The 16,214-nt window shown below is 72.0% G+C and carries 13 protein-coding genes; 5 read left to right on the top strand and 8 right to left on the bottom strand.

Annotated features, from left to right (window positions below; translation table 11 throughout):
• Positions 1-52: 52 nt before the first annotated feature.
• The gene (locus IE275_RS44825; protein ID WP_189718470.1) at positions 53-1,033 is read right to left on the bottom strand and encodes a helix-turn-helix domain-containing protein; all 981 of its coding nucleotides are present in this window, start codon (positions 1,031-1,033) and stop codon (positions 53-55) included.
• A 110-nt stretch (positions 1,034-1,143) separates the two neighbouring features.
• On the opposite strand from IE275_RS44825, the gene IE275_RS44820 reads away from it, so the two are divergent.
• On the top strand, positions 1,144-2,172 hold the full coding sequence (locus IE275_RS44820; protein ID WP_189718469.1) for a saccharopine dehydrogenase family protein: 1,029 nt from the start codon (positions 1,144-1,146) through the stop codon (positions 2,170-2,172).
• A 79-nt stretch (positions 2,173-2,251) separates the two neighbouring features.
• Here the strand turns inward: IE275_RS44820 and IE275_RS44815 are convergent, their stop codons facing one another.
• The 3 genes from IE275_RS44815 to IE275_RS44805 all read right to left on the bottom strand — a co-directional run bounded on the left by IE275_RS44815 (position 2,252) and on the right by IE275_RS44805 (position 5,097).
• Positions 2,252-2,941, bottom strand: coding sequence for an HAD family hydrolase (locus IE275_RS44815; RefSeq protein ID WP_189718468.1), 690 nt, complete (start codon positions 2,939-2,941; stop codon positions 2,252-2,254).
• Between the two features lie 325 nt (positions 2,942-3,266).
• Entirely contained in the window at positions 3,267-3,824 is a 558-nt protein-coding gene (locus IE275_RS44810) for a snapalysin family zinc-dependent metalloprotease (RefSeq protein WP_189718467.1), read from the bottom strand.
• A gap of 232 nt (positions 3,825-4,056) precedes the next feature.
• Positions 4,057-5,097, bottom strand: a complete 1,041-nt coding sequence (locus tag IE275_RS44805; RefSeq protein ID WP_189718466.1) for a VWA domain-containing protein — start codon at positions 5,095-5,097, stop codon at positions 4,057-4,059.
• Positions 5,098-5,376: 279 nt separating this feature from the next.
• Between IE275_RS44805 and IE275_RS44800 the strand changes: the two genes are divergently transcribed.
• A complete protein-coding gene (locus tag IE275_RS44800) occupies positions 5,377-5,997 on the top strand; it encodes a dihydrofolate reductase family protein (protein WP_189718465.1) in 621 nt (206 codons plus the stop codon).
• A gap of 313 nt (positions 5,998-6,310) precedes the next feature.
• Here the strand turns inward: IE275_RS44800 and IE275_RS44795 are convergent, their stop codons facing one another.
• Positions 6,311-9,382, bottom strand: a complete 3,072-nt coding sequence (locus IE275_RS44795) for an AfsR/SARP family transcriptional regulator (protein ID WP_229871388.1) — start codon at positions 9,380-9,382, stop codon at positions 6,311-6,313.
• 225 nt (positions 9,383-9,607) lie between these two features.
• Here IE275_RS44795 and IE275_RS44790 point away from each other — a divergent pair, with 225 nt between their 5' ends.
• The 3 genes from IE275_RS44790 (at position 9,608) to IE275_RS44780 (ending at position 11,865) form a co-directional block, all read left to right on the top strand.
• Positions 9,608-9,982 carry a peptidase inhibitor family I36 protein gene (locus IE275_RS44790; RefSeq protein WP_189718464.1) on the top strand — a complete coding sequence of 125 codons (375 nt, stop codon included), beginning with the start codon at positions 9,608-9,610 and terminating at the stop codon, positions 9,980-9,982.
• Positions 9,979-10,875 carry a hypothetical protein gene (locus IE275_RS44785; RefSeq protein WP_189718463.1) on the top strand — a complete coding sequence of 299 codons (897 nt, stop codon included), beginning with the start codon at positions 9,979-9,981 and terminating at the stop codon, positions 10,873-10,875. The genes IE275_RS44790 and IE275_RS44785 overlap by 4 nt, the downstream gene beginning before the upstream one ends.
• A gap of 465 nt (positions 10,876-11,340) precedes the next feature.
• Positions 11,341-11,865 carry a hypothetical protein gene (locus tag IE275_RS44780; RefSeq protein ID WP_189718462.1) on the top strand — a complete coding sequence of 175 codons (525 nt, stop codon included), beginning with the start codon at positions 11,341-11,343 and terminating at the stop codon, positions 11,863-11,865.
• A gap of 116 nt (positions 11,866-11,981) precedes the next feature.
• Here IE275_RS44780 and IE275_RS44775 read toward each other — a convergent pair whose 3' ends face one another.
• The 3 genes from IE275_RS44775 to IE275_RS44765 are packed head-to-tail and all read right to left on the bottom strand — an operon-like array spanning position 11,982 to position 15,918.
• The gene (locus tag IE275_RS44775) at positions 11,982-13,823 is read right to left on the bottom strand and encodes a GMC family oxidoreductase N-terminal domain-containing protein (protein ID WP_229871387.1); all 1,842 of its coding nucleotides are present in this window, start codon (positions 13,821-13,823) and stop codon (positions 11,982-11,984) included.
• Positions 13,820-15,235 (bottom strand): tocopherol cyclase family protein, encoded by a 1,416-nt coding sequence (locus IE275_RS44770; protein WP_189718460.1) that lies wholly within the window; start codon positions 15,233-15,235, stop codon positions 13,820-13,822. Before IE275_RS44770 ends, IE275_RS44775 begins: the two co-directional genes overlap by 4 nt.
• Positions 15,232-15,918 carry a FadR/GntR family transcriptional regulator gene (locus tag IE275_RS44765; protein WP_189718459.1) on the bottom strand — a complete coding sequence of 229 codons (687 nt, stop codon included), beginning with the start codon at positions 15,916-15,918 and terminating at the stop codon, positions 15,232-15,234. Before IE275_RS44765 ends, IE275_RS44770 begins: the two co-directional genes overlap by 4 nt.
• Between the last annotated feature and the right edge of the window lie 296 nt (positions 15,919-16,214).

Raw genomic sequence — 16,214 nt, 5'->3', positions numbered from 1 at the left:
GGACACAGCCCCTGACACCTGCCCAGCAATCAGTGCAGACACCGTTGCAGTACTAGCGCGCGTGCCGTTGCCCATCGCCGTTCGGGCGGGGGCGGGCCCGCGAGCGGAAGGTGCGGCGGTAGGTGTCCGGCGGGACTCCGACCGTCCGGCTGAAGTGCCGGCGCAACGTGGTGGCGGTGCCCATGCCCGTGGCCGCCGCGATGGCGTCGACGGTCTGGTCGGTGGTCTCCAGCAGTTCCTGAGCGTGGCGGATCCGTTGGGTGAGCAGCCACTGCAGCGGCGTGGTGCCGGTCACCGACCTGAAGTGGCGGCCCAGGTTGCGCGAACTCATCCGTGCCTGCCGGGCCAGGTCCTCCACGGTGAGCGGACGGTCCAGACGCCGGGCCACCCAGGGGAAGAGTTCGGCGAGCGGGTGGTTGTCCGGGGCGGGGACGGGGGTGGTGACGAACTGGGCCTGGCCGCCGTCCCGGTGCGGCGGCACGACCAGGCGACGGGCGAGCGTGTTGGCGACCGACGAGCCGTGGTCGAGGCGGACGAGGTGCAGGCACAGGTCCATGGCGGCGGCCTTGCCCGCGGAGGTGAGCACGCTGCCGTCGTCCACGTAGAGGACGTCCGGGTCCACCGTCACCCGGGGGTGACGCTCGGCCAGCACCTGGGTGTGCGCCCAGTGCGTGGTCGCGCGCCTGCCGTCCAGCAGGCCGGCCGCGGCCAGCACGAAGGCGCCCGTGCAGAGGGAGACCACACGTGCGCCCGCCTCGTGGGCCGCGCGCACCGCGTCGATCAGCTCGGCCGGCGGGTCCTGGTCGACGTCGGCCCAGCCCGGGACGATCACGGTGTCGGCGTGCGGGAGATGGTCCAGTCCGTGGTCGGGCTCCAGCCGGAAGGGGCCGACGCGGACAGCGCCCGGTCCGCAGACCGAGAAGCGGTACCAGGGGTCCGCCACCCAGGTGAGGTCCGTGCCGAAGACCTCGCACGCCAGGGCCAGTTCGAAATGCAGCATGCCGTCGGTGACGGCCAGCGCGACAGCAGTCATGTCCGGAATTGTATGGGGAGTGTCGTTCCGGACAGTCGCGGGCGGGCGCCGCCACTCGTCAGGATGTCCGTGACAGCTCACAGCGGATCATCGGGACACGGGGAGAACTCATGGGATCGGGCCAGACGGTGGCGGTGTTCGGCGCGTACGGGCACACCGGGCGGTTCGTGGTCGCGGAACTGAGGGAGCGAGGGTTTCTCCCGGTCCTCTCCGGCCGCGACGCCGACAAGCTGAAGGCGCTGGCGCACGAAACCGGGCTGGAGGCCCGACCGGCGTCGGTCGACGACCCGGCCTCGCTCGACCGCGCATTGTCCGGCGCGGCGGCCGTGATCAACTGCGCCGGACCCTTCGCCACGACGGCCGCTCCCGTGATCGAGGCCGCCCTGCGGGCCGCGATCCCGTACCTGGACGTGGCGGCCGAGATCGAGGCCAACGCCGACACCTTCGCCCACTTCGCCGACCGCGCACGGGACGCGGGAGCGGTCGTCGTCCCGGCGATGGCCTTCTTCGGCGGCTTCGGCGACCTGCTGGCCACCACGGCGATGGGCGACTGGACCGCGGCCGACGAGGCGCACATCGCGTACGGACTGAACAACTGGCACCCCACCGCCGGGACGCGCACGGCGGGCGCGGTCTCCCGGCAGCGGCGGAACGGCGGACGCGTCGTGTACACCCAGGGGCGGCTGGAGTACCGCCACGACGCCCCGCCTACCCTGGAGTGGTCCTTCCCCGACCCGATGGGCCCCCGGCCCGTCCTCGGGGAGTTCACGATGGCCGACGTCGTGACCATACCCAGCCACCTGTCGATCCCCGACGTGCGCACTTACATGACGGTCGAGGCGGCCCGGGACATCGCGTCCCCCGACACGCCGACACCTGCCGCGGTGGACGACCGCGGCCGGTCCGCCCAGACCTTCCTCGTCGACGTCATCGTGCGCTCCGGCGACGCCGAACGACGTGCCGTGGCCCGCGGCCAGGACATCTACGCCGTCACCGCGCCCCTCGTGGTGGAAGCGGCCGACCGGATCCTCACCGGACGGACCAAGACCGTCGGCGTCGCCTCCGCCGGGGAGATCTTCGACGCACCCGACTTCCTCCACGCGCTGCGCCGGCACATCACCCTGGAACTGCGTCCGTAGCGGCCCGACCGGCGGTTTCCGGCAGGAGGGCTCGGCCAGCCCTGGACTTCGTGCCGAGAGCCGCCCCGGGGTGGTCGCGTCAAAGGAGGTGGAGCACCTCGGCCAGGGCGCTGGGACGTCGATCCACGGGCAAGGGATCGACCAGATGGACCCGGCACCCCAGCGCGGCGGCGCCGACATCCGCGACGCGGTCGTCTCCCACCATGAGCGCGTCGCCGGGCGCCACTCCGAGCCTGTCGCACGCCGTCCGGAAGATTCGGGGGTCGGGCTTCTCCATCCCGTGCTCGAAGGAGAGGAGGTAGGCGTCCACGAGGTCGTCGACACCGTGGTCGCGGAAGACGGGCCGCAGGTCCCAGCCGATGTTGCTGACGACGGCGACCGGGATGCCTCGTCCGCGCAGGGCGCGGAGGGTTTCCTCGGTGTCGGGATACGGTCGCCATGCCTCGGGCAGTCGAGAGCGGTCGTACAGGGCCTCGGCCAGGTCGGCCGTTGGCAGCTTCGCCTCCCGGGTGAGGGCCGTGAAAGCGGCCCGGTGTCGTTCGGCGGTCAGATCGCGCTCCCGCCACAGTGCCTCCAGATGGGGCGGCACTCGGCGCGGAGGCACCCCTCCGGGCTGGGCCCCGGCCTCCTCCAGTCGGCCGACGCACGCCTCGAGTTCCTCCTCGGGCACGGCCGGACCGGAGTCCGCCACCACCGCGCGCAGCCACTGCGCGGTCGATTCGATCCGGAAGAGGGTCCCTGAGAAGTCGAACATCACACCCTTGATCATGCCGACGATCCTGGCCACGCCGACGGGCCGCCCGCAAGCCCAAGACTGCTTGGCGGCACAGTCTTTGCCGCCCGTGCATCCGCCGGCACGACGCGACGACATCCACGTGGCCTTCCCCGCCACCGGTGACCATGTGGCCTCGCGCCGCTACGACCGTCCGGCCTGGCGTGGTGACGCGGATGCGAGGTTCGACGGTCGGTGGCGTCGGCTGTGTGCTGTCGCCGCTTGGTCCGACCGGGCCGTGAACGCCGGGCCCGTACGCCCCGTCGCAAGCTGCGCGCGCCGGGGCGTACGACCCTCCGATCCGCTGTCAGCCGCAGGTCACTCAGTCCGTGAACACGGCCTCGTGCCGCGCCGTTCCCGCGCGCGCTGTCAGGCCGCCGCCGAAGTTCGCCTCGACTTCGGCCCGTTCGGCGGCGTCCGGGTTCGGGTTCGTGCAGGCGGTGCCCGCGCTGGAGCCGGACATCAGACTCGAACAGGGGCCGGGCTTGCGATCGGGCAGGCCCAGGATGTGTCCGAGCTCGTGGGACGAGATGCGGACGGTGTCGTAGCCCTGGTCGACGGCCTGCCGGCCCATGTAGACGGTGCCGTTGCCCAGCGACGTGGTCTGGGCGCGGGGCCAGCCGTTGTCCGCGAGAACCCGGATGTTGGGGCGCTGTCCGGCCGTCACCGGCCGCAGTTCGACGGCGTCGACACTCGCGTTCCAGATTGCCGCGCCCCGGTCGACGGCGCTCCTGAACTCGGCGGACCCGCTCGCGTCGTAGGTCAGGACGCGCGCGGCGGACACGGGCTCGGCGGTGGCGGCCGCGGCCTGGCCGCCCACCAGGGAGAAGGTGACTGTCGTGAGGACGGCGAAGCATCTTGTTGCCGTGCGGATGTGCATGATCGACCTCCTTGTGGGGGAAAGTTGGTCGTGCGCATGACATTGTCCATCGCGGGCGCCGCTCGATCGAGGGGGCGTTCGGTCAAGGCCGCCGCGGTCCTGGACACCATCGCCGGGCCGCTTTCCCGGCGCAGGGCCCGGCGCACCGCCCACGCTCGCACCGGTCTGTGGAACGCGAGCCGCTCCGGCCGCCGGAGCGCCGGCAGCCTGGCTCGCCCTGTCCGTCAGGGTGTCAGAGCATGAGCAGCAGTCGCGTGTTCGGTACGAGCTTCCGGTTCACGCTGGTGCTCTGGACGAAGATCGTGAAGTCGTCGTTGTGGTCGGGCTTGACGCGCACCTCCGTACTCGGCAGGCCGAGCAGGGCCCGGGCCTGGGGGCCCGAGTACACCCGGTCCGTCTTCTTCTCCAGTACCGCGATCTGCTTTTGCGCCTGGATCTTCTCGGACTTGCTCAGCTGGTAGAAGGCGCCGCCGGTGCGGTAGGTGTGCCCGCATTCGACGACCCAGTCCCGTATCGCCACGTCCCGGGTCACCGGGATCAGGTGGTACCCCGACGGATCCACCGCGGCGAGTCCGGCGGCCTTGATGGTGTCCTTGTTGACCGCTTCCGCGCCCACCGAGAACACCGCCCGCGATCCCCGGATGCCCTGGGTACGGCCCACCATGAACTTCTCGGTGGCCTCCCGGATGACCTGCCCGGCCTCCTCCAGACCCCGTGTGCTCGTGGCGTCCCAGACGGCGATGTTGTCCTTCGGGAAACCGCACTGCATGGCCTCACGCTTGCCCATCTGGTCCGGCACGAGGACGGCCAGCGTCCAGTTGTCCTCCTGCGCCGCGATCATCTCGGACACGGCCTTGATCAGTTCGCGCTGATCCTTGACCGGGGCGTCCGGAGAGCGATGACTCGCGTTCTCCTGTCCGTCCGTGAGGATGAACGTCAGGAAGCTGTGGTCACCGTACAGTTGGGCCGTCTGTGCCAGTTCGTGCTGCGACTTCAGCGCGGCCGCCAGCAGGGCCGTCATCCCGCCGACGCGGTACAACTGCTTCAGCGACGGCATCCGCAGCACGTCCTTGTCATAGATGACGCACTCCACCTTGTCCGCGAAGACGTACACCGTGACACGGGTTTCCTGGTCCAGCTCCCTTGACCGGCGGGCGAGATACGCGATCTGCTGGTCGGCGACTTCCACGACCTTGCTGCTCAGGTGCGACATGGACGAACTGGCATCCAGCACGAGAGCAACGTGATTGATGTAGTTCTGACTTGCGGCCATGACGGCTCCCCCTCGTTCCGACTCGATGGTTCTACTGTCTCACCCACCACTGACAATCGATCTTGGCTCCCGGGCCGGATGGGGCGCCCCGGGTGACGGGGGAGCGATCCACGGTGAACCGGCCGTCCGGCACGTCGTGCTTGGTTCCGGGGCACAGATGCTGGAGGGTGGCGGGCAGCCGGTCGCACGAACGTCGGCCGGTGCTGCGCCTCGGCGCCCACGGCCGGCTTCCCTGGCCGAGCCATGAGCCATGAGCCGCACGAGAGAGGAGAGGGTGCCATGACCGTACCGACGGGCAGGGTGACCTGCGACATCACGATCTCGGTCGACGGGTGCTCGGCCGGGTTGAACCAGAGCGAGGAACGCCCGTTCGGTGACGACGGCGGCGACGGCACCGGCGGAAGGCTGCACGCCTGGATGTTCGACACGCCCGACGAGAACCGGGCCGAGATCGCACAGCTGGCCGACGCCAAGGCGTTCATCATGGGGCGCAACATGTTCGGCCCCGTCCGGGGCGAGTGGAACCGCCCGTGGAACGGCTGGTGGGGCGACGATCCGCCGTTCCACGCCCCGGTGTTCGTGCTCACCCACCACGCGCGCGATCCACAGCCGATGGACGGTGGGACCACGTTCCACTTCGTCACCGACGGCATCGCGTCGGCGCTGGCGCAGGCACGCGCCACCGCCGGCGACGGCGATGTCGCGATTCAGGGCGGCGCGACCACCATCAACCAGTACCTCGCCGCCGGCCTGGTCGACGAACTGCGCCTGCACATCACGCCGTTCACACTCGGCGTCGGCACACGGCTGTTCGAGGGCGTCCCGCCGTTGAACCTGGAGCAGGTGAGGTCGCGGTCGACGAGCCTCGTCACCCATGTGACCTATCGCGTGCTGTCCTGAGCCGGAGGGCGCCGCGCACGTCCCGCCCGCCTTGCGAGGCTGCCGGCAGACGGGCCAGGGCCCGGCCGGCTGCCGATTCGTCAGGATCGAGGTCCGCCCGTCGTGGCGCCAGGGTGGCCCCGAGGGCTCAGGAACCACGGCGAAGGTCCCCGATTCCATGAGCACCGGGAGCTGAAGGGCATGGCCGACCCCTTGACGAGCGTGCAGCGGCAGGGGGACCCCGGACCGCGGGGCGGTCAGCCTGGTGCCGCACCTGCCGCACCCGGTACACACGAAAACGAACAAAGTACCGGTCAGCACCGCCCGCTCGACGTCATGGCCGCCCGCCCGTCAGCGTTGCCAGGGTCGTCCTGACGGTGTCGGCTTCGGGCATGCCGAGTTCGGCGTAGAGGGAGAGCGCACGCTCGTAGCCGTGCACCGCGGGGGCGGTGTCGCCGAGGGTGTGGTGGGCGTCGCCGAGTCCGCCGTGGGCGCGGGCCTGTTGGCTCGGGTTGCCGATGTCCTCGGCGATGGCGAGGGCGTCGGTGTGATGAGCGAGGGCCTCGGTGGGCCGGCCGCCGGCACGGGCGGCCTCGCCGAGCCCGTTGAGCGCCCTGGCCTCACCGTCCCGGTCGCCGTTCTGGCCGTAGATGGTGAGCGCCTGACGGTGGCACTCGGCGGCCTGGGCGTGCAGGCCGCGGCGCGTGTGGACGACACCGAGGCCGTGCAGTGCCCCGGCTTCGCCGTAGCGGTCACCGACGCCCAGGAACAGGGCCAGGGCCTGCTCCTGGTGGCGGGCGGCCTCCTCCAGGATGCCGAGGTGCACCTCGACGGTGCCGAGGTCGTTGAGGGCGTGCGCTTCCAGATAGCGGTTCCCCGTCCGGCGGAGCAGGGTCAGTGCCTGCCGGAGATGGTCGGCGGCCTGTTCGTGGCGGCCCAGTTGTCCCTCGACGCTGGCGAGGTCCTTGAGGGCGATCGCCTCGCCCGACCGGTCGTCGACGCGCCGGTACAGCACCAGAGCCTGTTCGAGGTACTCGACGGCCGACAGGAACCGGCCCAGCCGTTCGTCGACGAGACCGAGGTTGACCAGGGCGCGGGCCTGGCCGGTCAGGTCGTCGGCCTGCCGGAACAGGGTCAGTGCCTGCTGGAGGTGCCGACGTGCCGGTTCATGGCGGGCCAGTTGCCAGTAGGCGGTCCCGAGACCGAGCAGCGCCCGGGCCTCGCTCGCCGGGTCGGCGATACGGCGGGCGGCGTCGCGGGCGTGACCGTGCATCGTGAGGCCGTCGGTGTGGTGACCGCTGATGAGATAGCGGTACAGGGTGAGGGAGAGCCGGATCGCGTGGGTGGGCCGGCCGTGGGTGGCGGTGTGGGCGGACATCGCCGTCAGACACGCTCGCTCGGTGTTCAGCCAGGCGCGCGCGGCGTCGGGATCGGACAGGTCGGGCACCGGAGTGGCGGACTCGGGGGCCGCCGGCCGTAGGTGGGCCTCGGCCGGGTGCAGGCAGTTCATGGCGGCGGCCGCGGTGGCGAGATAGTGGTCGAAGAGCCTGTCGAGCGCCGCCTCGCGGGCTGCCGGTGTGTCCTCGGCCGTGGCGAGGCGGGTGGCGTAGGCGCTCAGCAGGTCGTGCATGCCGTAGCGGACGGCGTCCACGCGCTGGATCAGATGGGTGCGGGCGAGGACGTCGAGGGCGCGCCGGGTGTCCGCCAGGTCGCCGCCGGTCAGCGCCGCCGCGGCGTGGGCGTCGAGGTCGGGCCCGGGATGCAGGCCGAGCAGCCGGAAGGCACGCGCCGCGTCGGCCGGAAGATGCCGCAGCGACCAGGAGAACACCGCGGCGACGGCGGTCCGCGGGTCGCCGTCCGCTTCCAGCAGGTCCAGTCGCCGCTGCTGGTCGGCGAGTTCGGTGACCAGATCGCTCAGCGGTGTGGCGGGACGGGCGGCGGCGAGTTCCGCGGCGACCCGCAGCGCGAGCGGCAGCCGGGCACACTGCGCGGCGAGGGCGTCGACGGCGGCGGGTTCGCTTTCGGCGCGCGCGCCCACGAGCCGGCGCAGCAGGGTGCGGGCGGCGTCGGCGGGCAGCAGATCGAGGTCGAGGCGGTGGGCGCCCTCGCGCGCGACCAACCCGGCCAGGCTGTCGCGGCTGGTCACCAGCACCGCGCAGGAGCTGCTGCCGGGCAGCAGCGGACGGACCTGCTCGACGGTGGCGGCGTTGTCGAGGACGACCAGCATCCGTCGGCCCGCCAGTTCGGTGCGGTAGCGCGCCGCCCGGTCGTCCACCTCCAGCGGGATGTCCTGATCCGACACCCCGAGCGCGGAGAGGAACCGGACCAGCGCTTCGGGCGCGGTCATGGGCCGGTCGGGATCGTACCCGCGCAGATTCACGTACAACTGGCCGTCCGGGAACCGGTCCCGGGCCCGATGGGCCCAGCGCACCGCCAGCGCCGTCTTGCCCACGCCCGCTGTCCCGGACACCGCCGAGACCACCACGGAGGTCGGCCGGTCCGCGCCCGCGACCAGGACCTTCTCCAGCCGGGCCAGTTCCTCCTCACGACCGGTGAACCCCACTGCTTCCATGGGGAGTTGCGCGGGAACGAGGCCGGCTCGCTCGCTACGAACCCTGGTGCCGCCGCCGGTCTCCGCCGGTGGGCGCGGGGCGGCCGGTGCGGTCGCCCCGCCGCTCAGGATCGCCTGGTGTTCGCGTCGCGCCTCGGCTCCCGGGGCGGTGCCGAGTTCGTCGGCCAGCCGCCTGTGCAGGGCGGTGTAGCAGGCGAGCGCCTCCGGGGCGCGATCGGCGGCGTGCAGCGCCCGCATCAGCGCCACGGCGAGCGGCTCGACCAGCGGGTGCTCCGCCACGAGGGCGGACAGCGTGTCGATGACCACCACATGCCCGCCGACCCGGAGTTCGGCGTCCGCCCAGGCCAGGACGCCGTCGATGCGCTGGTGCAGCCAGCTCTCCCGGGTGCGTGCCGCCCAGTCACCGGGCAGTCCCGCCAGTGGATCGCCCTGCCACAGGCCCATCGCCTCCCGTAACGTCGCCACCCGCGCGGCGTCGGGGACGTCGGTCCTACGGGCCCGGGTGACGAGGTTGCGGAAGCGGTGCGCGTCGACCAGGTCCGGCGCGATGTCGAGCCGGTAGCCGCCCGATCCGCGCAGCAACGACGGTGTGGCAGGCGGTTGGTCGGCGCCGCCGCGGAGATCCGGGCCCGCATCCGTCACGACCCGTCGGATCCGGGTGATGTGGGAGTAGAGGGTGGCGCGCACCTGCGCCGGCGGGTCGTCGCCCCAGACCCGGTCGATCAGTGTCTCGGCCGTCACCCAGCGCCCCGCGTCCACCAACAGGGCCGCCACAACCGTACGCCGCTTGGCGGGGCCCAGATCCACCGGGCGGCCCGACAGCCATAACTCCACGGGTCCCAGCAGCCGAAATCCCGTCACGCCGTCTCCCCAGCCCGTCCCGCACGCGTCGCGCCGACCCCACCGGGCGTCACCCAACCATCGCGTCACCTGCGAAGCAAGTTTTACGCAAGCTCCTCGGCCACCTCCCACCTCCATGGTTTGTCCACGGCAACCAGCCGCACCACGGACGACCGTGTGATCCGGGGGCGGCGCCTGAGCGATGGAGGTACTCGGAGTATGAAGCGGATCATGGCCCAGGCCGGCATCACCCTGGGAAGCGTGGCTCTGGCCGTCACCGGAGCGATCGTCACCGCCGCCCCCGCGAACGCGGCGCTCTCGGACTGTCCTTCCGGCGGGCTGTGTGCCTACCTCGGTGTCAACGGTTCGGGCGACCCGGGCGTGGTCTACGGCGACAACACCAACCTGCTGCAGTACAACAAGTTCAACAACGCCGAGTCGCTGTACAACAACGGCAGCAGCTGCAACGTCCGTATCTACTCGGGCACCGGCTACACCGGCTCCAGCTACATCCTCAACCGCGGCTACTACAACGGCTCCCTGGCGAACACCGTGTACTGGCACAACGTCGCCTCGAACAACTGGTGCGTGTGATTTCACAGACGGCCCGGCGGACACTCCCCACGGTGTTCCTGGTGCTGACCGCGGCCGGCTGCTCCGTTGGGGAGGAGCCCGGCCGCGGGCCCGTGGCACTCGACGTCCGTCCCCTGTCGGGTGCCACCGCGTTCAGCCACGCCGATGCCGTACGCCTGCACGACCGTGAGGAACGTGCCGTCGCCGCCTGTATGAGTTCCCGCGGCCAGAAGTACACCGTCCAGCCCCGCACCGCGTCCGCGCGCAACGAGGAGACCAACCCCTACGGGCTGCTCACCCAGCGGAAGGCGACCCAGGACGGATACGGGATCGTCGGCGAGTACCTGTACCGGCTGTCCGCCCCCGCGCCGGCCGACGAACCGCGCAAGGGCGCCTGGCAGGCGGCCCTGACCGGCACACCCGCACATCAGGTGAGCCTGCGGCTGCCGGACGGCGTCAGCCTGCACTACTCCACCGACGGCTGTGTCGCCCGGGCCCGCGCCGAGGTGTACGGCGCGGACTGGAACACGGTGGAGCCCCTCACCGTGGGGCTGGCGAACCGTGTGATGGGCGCGGTCGAGACGGACCCCGGCTACCGTGCCGCCGTACGACGCTGGTCCGCGTGCATGACGAAGGCGGGGCATCCGGCGAAGGACCTCCAGGCCCCTCGCAAGGCCATCGACTCCCGCTTGCGGAAGGCCGCATCGGATCAGGAGGCCCTGCGCACCCTCGGCAGCGACGAGATCCTGACCGCGCGCGCCGACGCGGACTGCCAGGCCGACACAGGGCTGTCCGAGACCGTCCGAGACGTGCAACGGGCTGTTGAGAAACGGCTGTTGACGGCCGACGACAGAAAGACCGTGGCGAGTTACGTGGCGGACAAACGCAAGGCACTGGCCGCCGGAGCCGCATGAGCGGCACCGGCCTGCCAGGAGGTGACCCACCCAGTGCCCGGTCGGGGGAGGGCGCCGGGAGCTGAACCGACCTGTAGAGGTCAGGACAGCGGGGGCAGTTCTCCTCCGAAGGCCCGTCACCTTCGGAGGAGAGTGCCTCCTCGGCCGTGCGGAAGAAGGATGTCGTTTCCCGGTTCGGCCGCCATCAGGGCGCCGGTCCCGGTCCTCGGAGGCGAGGTGTGTCCGGCATAGCGTTCACTGGCAATTAATGCAACGAGCAAGCTTCCGGCGTGTTGCGTTACTTGTGATCCATTGCAACGATTTCATTCGTTCTACCTCCCTATATTCGCCCCATGCGTGATTAATGCGTTGTCACGATAGTGAATGCAACGTAGCGTTTCTGCTTGAAGAAACGACGAGTCCGCGGCTTCACGAGTCGAAGGGCACGCGTTTCGCGGGGCGGGCGATCAACAAGGGGGACGGACGATGGCGACAGCGCACGACAGACAGCGGGCGGCGCCGGGCGCCGTCGCCGCCTTCGCTCGTTTCGTGCTCTGCGGCGGGGGAGTGGGGCTCGCCTCCAGCCTCGCCGTCGCGGGCCTCGCCTCCTGGCTTCCCTGGTTCCTGGCCAACGCCCTGATCACCGCGGCCTCCACGCTCCTGGCCACCGAGCTGCACGCCCGCTTCACCTTCGGTGCGGGCGGGCACGCGACATGGCGCCAGCACGCGCAGTCGGCCGGGTCTGCCGCGGCCGCGTACGCGGTGACCTGCGCGGCGATGCTCACGCTGCATCTGCTCATGGCGGCGCCCGGTGCGGTGCTCGAGCAGCTCGTCTACCTGTCGGCCTCGGCACTTGCCGGCGTCGGGCGGTTCGCGGTGCTGCGCCTTCTCGTGTTCGCGCGAGACCACGCGCAGGCCGCGGCCGCCGCGCACCCCGCCCGTCCCGTTCCCGTGACGGTGACCCGCGCCGTGGCTCACGCCGACCCGGCGAGCCTCTGCCGCGTCGCTTGACGCCGTCCGGGTGCCGCGCGGTGCGCGGTTCTCGGTTCTCGGTTCTCGGTTCTCGGCGGGGAGGCCGGTGCCGAGCGAGCCGGCCTCCCCGCCGAGTGCCTTCGGTTCGGCGCCGCCTACCGGTGCAGATGGCGGTCGGTGATGGCCAGGGCCGCGGCCATGATGCTGAGTTGCGGGTTGACTTCGGGGCAGGTGGGGAGCACGGAGGCGTCCGCGACGAGCACGCCGTGCACTCCGCGCAGTCGCCCGGTGGGGTCGGCGGGGTGGCGCTGGGCGTCGGCGCCCGCGGCGACGGTGCCGGTCGGGTGGTAGGCGGAGAGGTGGAGCCCCCGTGCGCTGGTGCGGGCGAGGACGGAGTGGAGTTCCGCGAGGCTGCGCACCCGGGGCGAGGAGGGGATGCCGGTGAGGACCTCGACCGCACCGGCGGCGAAGAGCAGTTCACCCATCGCGGCCACGGCATGCAACAGGCGCCCCGCGTCCCGCCGTTGAAGGCCGTAGCGGATCAGGGTGCGGGTGCGGCCGAGGACGGCGCCGGAGGGGAGGTCGGCGATCATCGCGCCCAGGGTGGCGAGCCGGTCGGCGTCCTCCAGCTCGCGGCGCAGCTCGGCGCCCAGCCCGGGCAGGACGAACGTGCCCATGCCGGGCGGAGTGGCGGTCGCCTCGATCAGCACGCCGTGCCGGCGGTGGTGTTCCTCCACGCCCACGCTCTGCAAAACGCCCTGCCAGGCGGTGACCGGCTCGGTGAAGCGGCCGGCGAGGCTGGTGGCCGGGTGGATGCTCAGGTTGTGGCCCAGACGGGGGTGCCCGCCGAGGCCGGAACGGCGCAGCAGCGGCGGCGACTGCAGGGCACCCGCGGCCACGACGACGAGGGGCGCGAGGATCTCGAAGTGGCCGTCGGCATGGTGTACTCGCACGCCCGCCGCCCGCGGCAGACCGGGCCGGTCCCTGTCCACGAGGATGCGTTCGGCCCGCGCCCCCGTGACGATGTGCGCACCGGCGGCGCAGGCGTCGGGGAGGACGGACAGCTGAACGCTCTGCTTGGCGCCGGTCGGGCAGCCCACCACGCACTGGCAGGAACCCCGGCAGCCGGGCGCGTTACGGCGCAGGGGCGCGGCCGACCAGCCGAGGGCACGGGCACCGGCGAGCGCGATACGGCCGTTGGTGCCCAGGACGTCCAGCGGCTGTGCGGCCACGTCCAGGGTCCGCTCCACCTCGTCCAGGTGGACGCCGAACTCGTCGGCCGGCTCGAATCCGACCTCGGTGCTCCAGCGGGCCAGGACGTGGTCCGGAGTGCGGTAGCAGGTACCGGAGTTGACGAGGGTGGTGCCGCCGACGGCCCGGCCGGTGGGCAGGAGTACGGGTGGCAGGCCGGCGGCGACGGTGGCTCCGCCGTCCCGGTAGAGAGCGGTGAAGCGCTCCAGGGGGGTGCTCCGCGCGAAGTCCTCGGTGGAGTGGTGCTGTCCTTCTTCGAGGACGACGACGTCGAGCCCGGCCCTGGCCAGGGTGCGGGCGGCCATGGCACCGCCGGCACCGGAGCCGATGACGACCGCGTCGGCGGTGGAGCACGTCGGCCAGGCGTCGGCGGGCGTGCAGGTGAGCGGCGGGTCGGGGCGCGTGAGGGCGCGCGCCGGGGGAGCGGTGTGCAGCATCCGCTCGGTCCCGGCCGCGAGCAGGACGGGCACCTTGAGCGTGTCGAGGAGGGGGAGCAGCCCGGGGGCGGCCGCGAGCGTCGCGAGCACCGCCTCCCGCTCGCCGGGAGAGAGCGCGGCCAGGCCGCGTCCCGTACGCGCTCGCGCGAACGTGTCCACCGCACGTGCCGCCGCCCGCAGGCCGACACGGGCCGCCGTCGGCATCGAGGCGAGCACGTCCTCCAGCCGTGCGGGCACCCGCGCGGGCCAGGTGGCACTGCCGTCGTCACCGATGAGCGCGGCCACCAGGCCCGGCACGGCCGCGCTCACCGGGTGCCCACTTCCGCGTGTGCGGTGCCGCGCACATCCCATTCGGCCTCGGTGTGCCAGCCACCCGCCCGCCTGCGTTCCAGCAGCACATGGGCGTCGGCGCGTTCGCTGTTGCGGCACACCGCCACAGAGCCGTCCGGGTCGGCGTAGTCGAGGGTCAAAGTGCGCTGCGGGTCCTGGGTGACCTCGACCCGGATCCGGCGCGATCCGCAGCGCCCGGTGACCGTCCAGGTGGGCAGGTCGACACGGGCCCGGAAGCGGCCTCGGCCCGCCCGGCCGACCGCGGTCCGCTCGGCGCGGCGCGGCCAGGTGCGGCCGTCCCTGCGCAGCCGCAGGAAGACCATCGGGGGAAGCCGGCGCAGACCCGGCCGCATGGACACGGCGGCGACGATCTCCAGGACGTCCCCGTCTCCGAGGTCGGCATGCAGCCAGGCCCAGCGACGGGCGTTGCCCAGTCCGTAGATCCGGGCCGAGGCGCCGGGAGCCGAGGTGAGTGTCAGCGTCGTGCCGTCGTGGGTGACCGTCCCGTCGTACAGGGCGCGCGCGGCGGGAAGGACATGGGACGCGGGCAGCAACGGGTGGCGCCAGGACCAGCGGGGGAAGGTGAACAGCGGGGTGTCCGTGGGCCGTTCGGTCAATGACCAGCGCATGGCGCCGTCTTGGGCCGAACCGGTCAGCCGGCCGGGCCGTACGCCGACACCGTCCGCCTCGAATCCGACGTCTTGGGCCGCCCAGGGGGCGGGGCCGAAACGGGCGTGCCGCACGGGGCCTTCCGCGGGGAAGAGCGCGGCCCATCCATGCGCGTACGGTGGGGATCCGTCGGCCGGCGCCACCAGTTCGTGGTGCAGCCACACCCCGCTGCCGGTCACCGGATCGGTGACGGTGGTGTACCAGACCTCGGTACGCCCCGCTTCACCGCGCCACCGAGGCGCGAGGAGGGCGGTGGCGTCCTCCCTCCGCGTCACGCGCATGCTCGCCAGGAACGGCAGGAGCCGCGTGGCGAGGGGGAATCGCAGGGTGCCCGTGCCTACCGCGGCGCCGTCCTCGTACAGGGTGTACGGCAGGACGGTCATCGAGGTCACCGGCCGGCGCGGCGTCACCGACTTCCAGCCGTCCAGGGTGAGTCGGCGGCCCTCGGCGGTGAACGCGAGCCGGTAGCGGATCCTGCGCCGCGCCAGCGGCGAGATCTCCAACTCCCCCTCGACGAAAGGTTGTCCGGCCCAGCCGGTGACCCGGACGCGGCCGGCGGCGACGGCCGGGACCGTACGCTGCGGATGCAGCAGCCCCGCCGTGGTCACCCGCAGGGTCAGGTGGACCCTGCGGACCAGGCCCGCGTCCTCCTCCAGGCGCAGCGTGCCGAGCATCGTCTCGCGAAATACGGTGCCCAGGGCCGGAGCGGCGCCCGTGCTCATCGGATGCCGTCCAGCATGATGCGCTCGGTCGCCGTCAGATACGTCTCGGCCGCACGCCGGGCCTCGGCCGCGTTGCCGGACCTGACCGCCTCGACGACCGGCTCCAACCGGTCGTGTGCGGCGTCCGCGTCGGTGAACGGGCCGACGAGGGCGGCACGTACCGGAAGGTAGGCGTTGAACAGCGTGTTGGTCAGCAGCACGTAGACCCGATTGCCGGTCGTGCGGGCGAGACCCCGGTGCAACTCCACGTCCGCGAGCTGCACCGCGTCACCGCCCTGTGCCTCGCGGACGGCGGCCAGCAAGGTGCGCAACTCCTCACACTGCTGTGCGGTGGCGCGGACGGCGGCTCGTTCGGCGATCAACATGCCGATACTGCGCCGCACTTCGAAGATCTCGTCGATCCAGTCGGGGCTGTGCCTGACCAGCATCGGCAGGAGATCGGCACCGCCCAGGCGCAGATAGTCCCGTACTCGGGTGCCGACACCGTGGCGTGTCTCCAGCAGCCCCGCCTGCACGAGGCGGCCGAAGGCGTGTTTGAGGGTGGTGCGGGTGACGCCGTAACCGTCGGCCAGGGTGCGCTCCGGGGGCAGATAACTTCCGGCCGAGTGACGCCCGTTGAGGATGTCCTCCCTCAGCCGGCCCTCCAGGACGTCGACGATCGTCTCGCGCGGCAGGGTCTCCATGATGGCCTCTCCTCGACAGTGGCTCAGTGGATGAGCCACTCAACCAGCGGCGGCGGTCGACGTCAACGCCCGCTACGGCACCAGGGTTTGAACCGGCGGTCGTCGTCTTCCGGAACCCGCGTGTTCAGCGGGTGAACGCCGTCTGGAGGAAGTCGCCGAGGAGGGCCGCGCAGGAGCCGTCGGGGTCGAGATCGGGGGCGTAGATGGTGAGGTTGAAGCCGCTGCGGCGTGAGGGAGGGCTCCGGAAACGCCGAAACGGCGGGCCCGGTGTGTGGGGCCGCCGTTGTCATGCGTGG

It is taken from the genome of Streptomyces phaeofaciens (assembly GCF_014648915.1).
Classification (GTDB): Bacteria; Actinomycetota; Actinomycetes; order Streptomycetales; family Streptomycetaceae; genus Streptomyces; species Streptomyces phaeofaciens.
This window is presented reverse-complemented; position numbering and strand designations above follow the sequence as displayed.